This window comes from Enterobacter sp. NFIX59, from assembly GCF_900113755.1.
Taxonomy (GTDB): domain Bacteria; phylum Pseudomonadota; class Gammaproteobacteria; order Enterobacterales; family Enterobacteriaceae; genus Enterobacter; species Enterobacter pseudoroggenkampii.
The window spans coordinates 1-7,757 of sequence record NZ_FOQN01000015.1 but is presented as its reverse complement, the minus strand read 5'-3'; the positions used below and the strand labels follow the sequence as shown (position 1 = coordinate 7,757).

Genomic DNA, 7,757 nt, shown 5'->3' with positions numbered 1-7,757 from the left:
CCCATACCCGGTAGCTGCCGGTGAGTTTGTCCTCAACGTTAACCTGATGCTCACCCAGCAGGGTTTTCACAATCTGCGGCACCGTCTGCCCCTGGAAAATACGCAGGTTACGGTCGCGCTTCATCGGCCACAGGTCCGGCTCCACCGTCAGCTGGTACACCGCATAGCGGGTGCCCGTCAGCTCAACGGCGCTGACCGCCACGCGGGTAATCTTGCCGTTAATATAGCGGGACGTCAGCAGGCTCTGCGTCGGGATGGTCACCGTGACCGGCTGGCCCAGCAGCTTACTGCGGTCGATGCGCGCGTCCGTGCCGAGCACGGTCAGCGTCAGCGCGAACGACTCGGACATCGCCTCGCGGCCCGTCAGTTTCCAGAACAGAAGCCCCTCCACCGGGAGCTGAACGGTAATTCGGTTGAGCATAATCTTTATTCCACTATGGACTAATCTCAGTGCCAGAAGTTAACTCATTTCAATACGCAAAGCGTAAACGCTGCTGGTTTGATAATGAGTAGCTGTAAGATTGACTTCTCATGCCACAAAAAAAACAACTTTTCCTGAATTTTCATCGAGATAAACAGTTACAAGAAAGTGTCTTCAGGGGCTCTATCGAACAATTCACCAGCCATTTTGGCGATACGTTCATGTTGTACGAGTTTATTTTTCCACTCCTGCGGAATAGCGGAATAACCATATAATGCTCCCGCTATTTGTCCCGCCGTCGCCGCAACGCTGTCAGCATCATCGGCAAGGTTGGCTGCCAGCAGAATGGCATCACGGAAATTATCCGTTTTCCATACGGACCACATCGCGGCCTCAAGCGTATCGATAACGTAACCGCTTGAACGAATCTGATCGCGAGTTTTTTGCTTATACTCACCCGCGTTAATGATCATTACACGTGGCTGAAGCGGCATAACGTGTGGTGTAAAAACAAAATCTTTATTGCTACCGTTAATCATATGCACAAGCAAAAAACTTAAATACTGCGTGCTATTTATTGCTTCCGCGGCACCGTGTGTTGCGATACATTGTTTTTTAGCTTCATAAAACGCTTTGCTTAATGATTTTCTAAAAAAAATAGAGACAGGTGCTTGTCTGATCATGGAAGCATTACCGGCAGTTTCTGGCGAAGTATTACCGTTCCACCCAGGACCAACTATTAAATATTGTTCTAAAGCAAACCGAGTTGTATTGCCTATATCAAAACAGACGCCATTTGAACTGTTATAACCATGCTGATACCATTCCAGAAGCTTATTCCTGAAGCATATAGTATCAGCATCACCCTTCTCAAGGAGCGTTTCCGCAAGACATAACGCCATGGATGTATCATCCGTCCATTCGCCGGCACGAAGTCGAAATGGCCCACCACCTGTCATATCTTTGACGTGTGCTTTGTCACGAGGTAAAAATTCGAGCGTCGTACCTACAGCATCTCCAACAGCAAGACCAATAAGCGTACCTACCGCACGATCCCGTGATTGCGCTAGTGAAATATTACATGGTGGTGTTAAATCCCATTGTTTTTGTACATCACTATTTGAGGATGATTCTAATGGCTTATTATCATACGTATACTGCATCCTTCGCTGGACTGAAGGTCTGCTAATGGGTAAGTATTTACGATATCTATCAACATATTTTAACAAGGCATTTAAATCAGCATGTAAGTCAATCACCTTTCACCCATAATAAAAAATATTATTCATATGAAATACTAAAATTCATCAGGGAATTTCTTCATGAGGTTTTGTTTCTTTTTATTATAGTTGGTATCGACCTCATGCGGCAGCCTAACCTTTAACCCTCGGCGGATTTGATCCACAATAAACCAGGCATCTGACAACCTTTCAAAAAACAACTCATCAGAATGATCAAACTCCTTCCCTGCATACATACCGAACGTCATATCCCATAATTTCGCTCTATCCTTTTCCTTGCCTTCGATTAAATCCCGTAGAAATAATAATTGTTGTACAATAGAGTCGTACATTTGCAAAAGCGGGGATTGGGGATCACGATTCTTGACGTCTGCATATCTTTTCTGTGCTAAAGTTAATGCTCTATCAACGTAACCAAACATTGTCATTTCATTCATTGCAGTAGATTCAGTTAACTAAAAATTCCATACCTGATCGCAAGTCATCATATGCCCTCGCTTACCCTTGGTAATTCTAACTATAAAAAATTATCCTCAGGCGCTCTATCGAATAGTTTACCCGCCATTGTGGCAATACGTTCGTGTTGTACGAGTTTATCTTTCCAGTCCTGCGGGATAGCGGAATAACCATACAACGCCCCCGCTATTTGTCCCGCCGTCGCCGCGACGCTGTCAGCATCATCGGCAAGATTGGCAGCCAGCAGAATCGCATCACGGAAATTGTCAGTATTCCATACGGACCACATCGCGGCCTCAAGCGTATCGATAACATAACCACTTGAACGAATCTGATCGCGAGTTTTCTGCTTATACTCACCCGCGTTTATGATCATTACACGCGCGCATAATGGGAAAACATGAGGCGAAAAAGCTTCGTCTTTTTGATAACCGTTAATTAAATAGTGCAATACTAATCCGAGGAATTGGCATGCATTAATTGACTCTACTGCACCATGAGTTGCTCGACTCTGAGCCTGGGATTCGAAGTAAATCGCACGCAGCGATTTCCGACGGAAGATAGACACCGGAGCTTGACGAATAACCCCAGCATTACCAGCCGTGTGCTTTTCTGTATTACCATACCAGGAAGGTCCGACAAGCATATACTGTTCAAGCGCGAATCGCGTCGTTTTACCGATATCAAAACAACGACCATTACTGCTGTTCTCCCCATTGAGATACCATTTCAGGAGATATTTTCTAAGTACATCGGTATGCATTCTGTTTTCTGAAAGATAAGTTTCTGCCAGACATAATGCCATAGACGTATCATCTGTCCATTCACCGGGTTTTAATTCAAAGGGCCCGCCACCAATCATATCCACTACATGTTCACTATCTCTGCGTTTAAATTCAAGAGTAGTGCCAACTGCATCGCCAACAGCCAAACCCACTAACGCCCCAAGTGCTTTATCGCGTGAAACATCTTCATTTGTGATTAAAGGTAATGTTTCATCCCATACATGAGAGTAATTTGAATCATCAATGCTGCTTCTTATTACCTTACGAACATTAACTGGCATGTAGTTATTATAACGATCGGCATAATGATTAATTACTGAATCTTCGCTGTAAAGATCTATCATCCCGCACCCTTTAATCAAACGTTGTTTACCACTTGCGATACCGTCTTTGCCTTTTCAAATACTCAACGTCTTGCTCATGAGGGAGAATAAACTTCAATCCTTTTCCCATTTGCGAAGCTATATAATTAACATTGGACAAATGCTGAGCAAGTTCTGCATCGGTTGTATCAAACTCTTTTGACGCAAGCACTCCAAGATTTAATTTGTGCAATTTACTTTTATCTTTCTCAGACCCCGTTAGAATAGACTTAATATAGTCCAACTGATTCTTTGCCATAACATATAAAGAAAATGTAGGATTTTCTTCTAATCGATGATTAATTGCATCAATAGCATCATTGATATAATCCAGCGCGGTGTAATTTTCTTTACTCATGAGTCACCTCAAATACTGCCCTGGCGGTGGCCTGAACCTGCGGATACTCCACTTCTACCTGTTACACAGCATAGTGCCTGCCCGTTCTCTCAACGGCACCGTTCGCCACGTGGATAATCTTGCCGTTAACATAGCGGGATGTCAGTTTTCAGAACAGAATATCCACTCCCGCGAGCTGAACGATAGTTCAGCTGAGCATGATTTTTTATTCCACGATGATCTGATCTCAGTGCCTGAAGTTAACTAATCCTCAGAACGAAGGCGGTTATGATATTGTTTCTGTGAAACAAAAATAAAACCACATTTCTGTGGTTTTATTTAGATGGTCATGAATTAACTTTGTCAGCTCATCGTTTTTCTATGCGAAACGTAGAAAGAATGATTTCCATGCATCGTTTATTGGCTTCGTAATAATAATCCTGATGATTACGATGAGGCCCAACCACCTCAACGTAACACCACAAATCATTAATTTTAAAGATACGCATATCGTAATAAGCCCTGATATTCTCAGCAGCACTGACTACCTCTCCCGTACAGCTATAAAGATCGCCTGTAAACGTGGGATTGATATCATTTGGGATGCTGGCAATGTCCGATGTCGTAAGAGAGACCGCACTATCGTGGCGGTTAAAGCGCGCAGTTGCTTCATCGAAAATAGCCTGCGCAGCGGGATAATCAGCCTGACGGAAAAGACAGAAATTAATCACTCCATGGTTGACGTTACCTATTGTGTGTTCAATTACCAGACGATTATCATCCAGCGTATTCACCAGCCATGAATCCGGAATTTTAAATCCACTGTCATTTTTGTTGCTAAGGCTGACTGTTTTCAACAGTTCTGAAAGCATCAAATTGCTGCGATGCAGTAAATCCCAGTTGATAGCAATCAGGAAAATAGTATCGGCAATCGTGTTGTAATCCTTCGACGCACAAGCCGTTTTCAAAAGGAAGTAATTTCCCCCACCATTTACAGGATTATAATCCTTCTGCACCGTATATCGTGAAACGACCTCATCACCCGATGGCATCATTTTAATGGACAGGATATCCGCAAACTTCCCGCTTCCTGAAGGATGAGTAATTATCCTTTGGCTCAGTACTTTCTCACCCATTAAATCGAGCTTATTGATAAGCCAGTCTGACGCATTCATCTCCCACTGACAGTGTTCATATGCAGCCCAGACTTCAATATAGGGGCCGGTGTCATCGGCGATGTATCGTCCGATATTCGTCAGCCCAACCTCCTGAAACGTGATCGGCTTTAACTCTGCTGGCTTAACATTCTGGGGTAACAATAGCCAGTAATGAAGCATCTCTTTTTCTGCAGAGGTATAGAGACATTTCCAGAAATTTTCCCGAATCTCTTTTTCCTGATCCTTTATCTCAAGAGGAAAAAAATATTGTTTTTCAGTAACCATAATGCAACCTCACTCGTCGCGCTTACTTAAGCCATAAACCCGAAAACATAAGGAAGCTTCCGAGGGTAATTAAGCTTTTAGCAAAGATAAGTAAGCCAGGCGCCACGGCACGTGTCATAGACGATAATTTTTCATAATTTTCCGCGTTGTATCTTTTGTGCCCCCCCATAATCCCGGAAAATAACGTGCAGAGCAGCACTACTGTGATCTTTAATCCCCAAACACACAGGAAAGACATGGATAAGATGATCGAATAATGCTTGGCCGTTGCGACGGAAAATAATGACATTGACTGAGCAAGCCATTTCAACGTAAAGCCAATGACGACCGTAGCCACTAACACCAGAACGAACATTAACCCCGCAAGGAGCCACTGCTTTTTGTTAAATAAATCTTTTCCATTCCAGATAAGCGCTAGCGTCCAAATCATAAAGAGAATAAAGAAAATCCAATGCATCACAACGTTCCCCATTTACACATTTTAATCTCCTATCAGGACTGTAACACAGCCAGTCTTAATCACACCATCGCCACTGCCCGCCGCTGGGGACGGCTTACTTTCATCATCGTCATAAATCCAGTCAAGGATCGGTTTGAGAGCAAATTTGATACTGGCATCCCCTCCCAGACCGAGCGCCGCTGCAAGCTCACCGGACACCTTAAGGTTAAATGAATAATCAGTGCTATCAATCCAGGTTCCCACGCCTGCAGAAGCGCCAGCGCTCCCTGCACTCCCTGAAAGTTTGCCATCGGCAACGACTACGCCATAAAAATCGGCTTTAGCCGTCGCCTCTCCTTTGACCGCCGCGGCTTCTGCGCCAAGTTCAACATTAAAACCATAACGCCCTTTATTTCCGTCATATAGTTCACTGACGGCCTTCGCTTCAGCGGTTGCCAGGTATACATCCCCACCGACGCCGCCGTATTGTTGCCCTTCTTTACCAATGCTTCCCGAGGCGCCATATTGTATCGCGGTGGCGTTTGCATTGAGATTAATCGCCCCGTAATCAGCTCGATCGGTCACTAACGTGCCGCTGGCAGCCGCCACCCCTACTTTAGTACGTACCTCGCCTTTATATTTATCCTGGCTTTTTGTATTCCCGACCGTGATATCGGCAAGTGCGAATCCGGCTGAAGCTGTATCAGGTTTTCCAAAGCCGGATTTATCTTCAAGGCTTGCATATGCGCCAAGCACACGGGCGTCGTAAACATCACCATGTATAGCACCATCTTTACCCGCATCCTTCGCCGCCGTACCGCCCCAGTATTGCGGAGGTGCGGGTTGAGTGGATGCGACTGCAGGGGTCGCTGAGGTATTGCAACCCGTCTTGTCACCTTCCCTGGCGAGAGGCAAACCGTTCACAAATACCGTTGTTGAACCACTGAGAATACTTCCCTGACCATGTTGGGAGCATGAAAGCGGGTCGCCTTTTCGTGCTGCCGGAAATCCGCCAATAATTACGTTGGGACTTCCGCTTTGAATTGGGCCAGTATGTGCGCTGGAATCAATGCGCGCTCTGGCGGCTGGTTTTCCCATAATAGCGTTCTCTGTACGCAGATTAACTGTTAACTTTTACAATCGCGCCCTTAATATCGGTAAGGTTAGTTCCCGTTATACTCACCGTATCATTTGCCTTGAGCTCGGTATTGATCCCATCACCTAGTTTTGTAAGCTCATCACCTTTGAAGATGGCTTGTTCCACAGCCTCTGCTTTGAGGTTGCCTTGGCCTACGTGAATCTCAATGGTATCCGGGGCGATCAGAATATAGTTGTCTTTAACTTTGAGTTTAATCGTGGTCACAGATTCCAGCAGCGCGTTACCTTCTTTATCCATGGTCAAGACGGTTTGATCTTTCCCAACGTTTATAACGTGCTTGTTACCAATATTATGCGTTTCATTATTACCTACATCTGATTTCAGGTTCCGCTTAATCGTAATATTCTCATCCTGTCCGATGGTTTTTCTACGATCGACACCGACATCATGAGTTTCAGAATTTTCAATATCCGTATCCATATTTTTTTCTGCATGGATCCAGATCTGCTCGTGCCCGGCTTTATCTTCAAAACGGAGAATATTGGCATTGTCTTTATGGCCATCTTTGCTGCGGCTATAAAAGCCCATCTGCGTCGCCGCAGCCGGCAGCGCCCACGGCGGCATGCTCGCGTCGTTGTACACGCGCCCGGTGATAATCGGACGGTCCGGGTCGCCGTTGATAAAGTCCACCACCACCTCATCGCCGACGCGCGGGATTTGCACCCCGCCGTAGCCCTGGCCCGCCCACGCGCTCGACACGCGCACCCAGCAGGAGCTGGTGTCATCGCCCTTCGCCAGACGGTCCCAGTGGAACTTCACCTTCACCCGGCCGTATTTGTCCGTCCAGATACTCTCGCCGTTCGGGCCCACCACCTTCGCGGTCTGCGGGCCGTAGGTGCGCGGCCACGCCGTGGACTGCGCCGGACGGTACACCACCGCCGACGGGATGACCGTGAAATCGGTACGGTGTATGGTCTCCCCCTCGCCGCTGGCATAGCGGTTCTCTTCGAGGTGGTAACCCGCCGCCGTCACCAGATACTCACCGTTGTCGCTGAAGAACGGCGCGTTGGTTAACGTGAAGGTGTGCCCTGGCGCAATCCCCGCCGCCGTCGCGGTGGCCTGAATCTGCTGGTGCTCCACCTGCCAGCGTTCCTGACGGATGCGGGCATAGAACT

At 46.4% G+C, this 7,757-nt stretch carries 9 protein-coding genes; all 9 read right to left on the bottom strand.

Features of this window, described 5'->3' with window-relative positions; translation table 11 throughout:
* Positions 1-421: contractile injection system protein, VgrG/Pvc8 family (locus BM007_RS22890; RefSeq protein ID WP_217642347.1), on the bottom strand; the 421-nt coding region annotated here is incomplete at its 3' end.
* A 158-nt stretch (positions 422-579) separates the two neighbouring features.
* Positions 580-1,680 carry an ADP-ribosylarginine hydrolase Tri1 gene (tri1, locus tag BM007_RS22885; protein WP_024909799.1) on the bottom strand — a complete coding sequence of 367 codons (1,101 nt, stop codon included), beginning with the start codon at positions 1,678-1,680 and terminating at the stop codon, positions 580-582.
* A gap of 38 nt (positions 1,681-1,718) precedes the next feature.
* Positions 1,719-2,090, bottom strand: a complete 372-nt coding sequence (locus tag BM007_RS22880; protein ID WP_223237591.1) for an immunity protein Tsi6 family protein — start codon at positions 2,088-2,090, stop codon at positions 1,719-1,721.
* 89 nt (positions 2,091-2,179) lie between these two features.
* Positions 2,180-3,247: an ADP-ribosylarginine hydrolase Tri1 gene (gene tri1 / locus BM007_RS22875; RefSeq protein ID WP_090421172.1), complete on the bottom strand. Its 1,068-nt coding sequence runs from the start codon at positions 3,245-3,247 to the stop codon at positions 2,180-2,182.
* Positions 3,248-3,272: 25 nt separating this feature from the next.
* Positions 3,273-3,623, bottom strand: coding sequence for an immunity protein Tsi6 family protein (locus BM007_RS22870; protein ID WP_048992422.1), 351 nt, complete (start codon positions 3,621-3,623; stop codon positions 3,273-3,275).
* A 347-nt stretch (positions 3,624-3,970) separates the two neighbouring features.
* Entirely contained in the window at positions 3,971-5,044 is a 1,074-nt protein-coding gene (locus BM007_RS22865) for a hypothetical protein (protein ID WP_061716464.1), read from the bottom strand.
* Between the two features lie 22 nt (positions 5,045-5,066).
* Positions 5,067-5,501, bottom strand: coding sequence for a hypothetical protein (locus BM007_RS22860; RefSeq protein ID WP_244319951.1), 435 nt, complete (start codon positions 5,499-5,501; stop codon positions 5,067-5,069).
* A 24-nt stretch (positions 5,502-5,525) separates the two neighbouring features.
* The gene (locus BM007_RS22855) at positions 5,526-6,581 is read right to left on the bottom strand and encodes a PAAR domain-containing protein (RefSeq protein ID WP_090421166.1); all 1,056 of its coding nucleotides are present in this window, start codon (positions 6,579-6,581) and stop codon (positions 5,526-5,528) included.
* Positions 6,582-6,603: 22 nt separating this feature from the next.
* Positions 6,604-7,757: type VI secretion system Vgr family protein (locus BM007_RS22850; RefSeq protein ID WP_139210952.1), on the bottom strand; the 1,154-nt coding region annotated here is incomplete at its 5' end.

Coding starts and splice junctions, on each gene's coding strand:
- BM007_RS22860 (WP_244319951.1), bottom strand. CDS start 5,501: ATGCATTGGATTTTCTTTATTCTCTTTATGATTTGGACGCTAGCGCTT.
- BM007_RS22880 (WP_223237591.1), bottom strand. CDS start 2,090: ATGACAATGTTTGGTTACGTTGATAGAGCATTAACTTTAGCACAGAAA.
- BM007_RS22855 (WP_090421166.1), bottom strand. CDS start 6,581: ATGGGAAAACCAGCCGCCAGAGCGCGCATTGATTCCAGCGCACATACT.
- BM007_RS22865 (WP_061716464.1), bottom strand. CDS start 5,044: ATGGTTACTGAAAAACAATATTTTTTTCCTCTTGAGATAAAGGATCAG.
- tri1 (WP_090421172.1), bottom strand. CDS start 3,247: ATGATAGATCTTTACAGCGAAGATTCAGTAATTAATCATTATGCCGAT.
- BM007_RS22870 (WP_048992422.1), bottom strand. CDS start 3,623: ATGAGTAAAGAAAATTACACCGCGCTGGATTATATCAATGATGCTATT.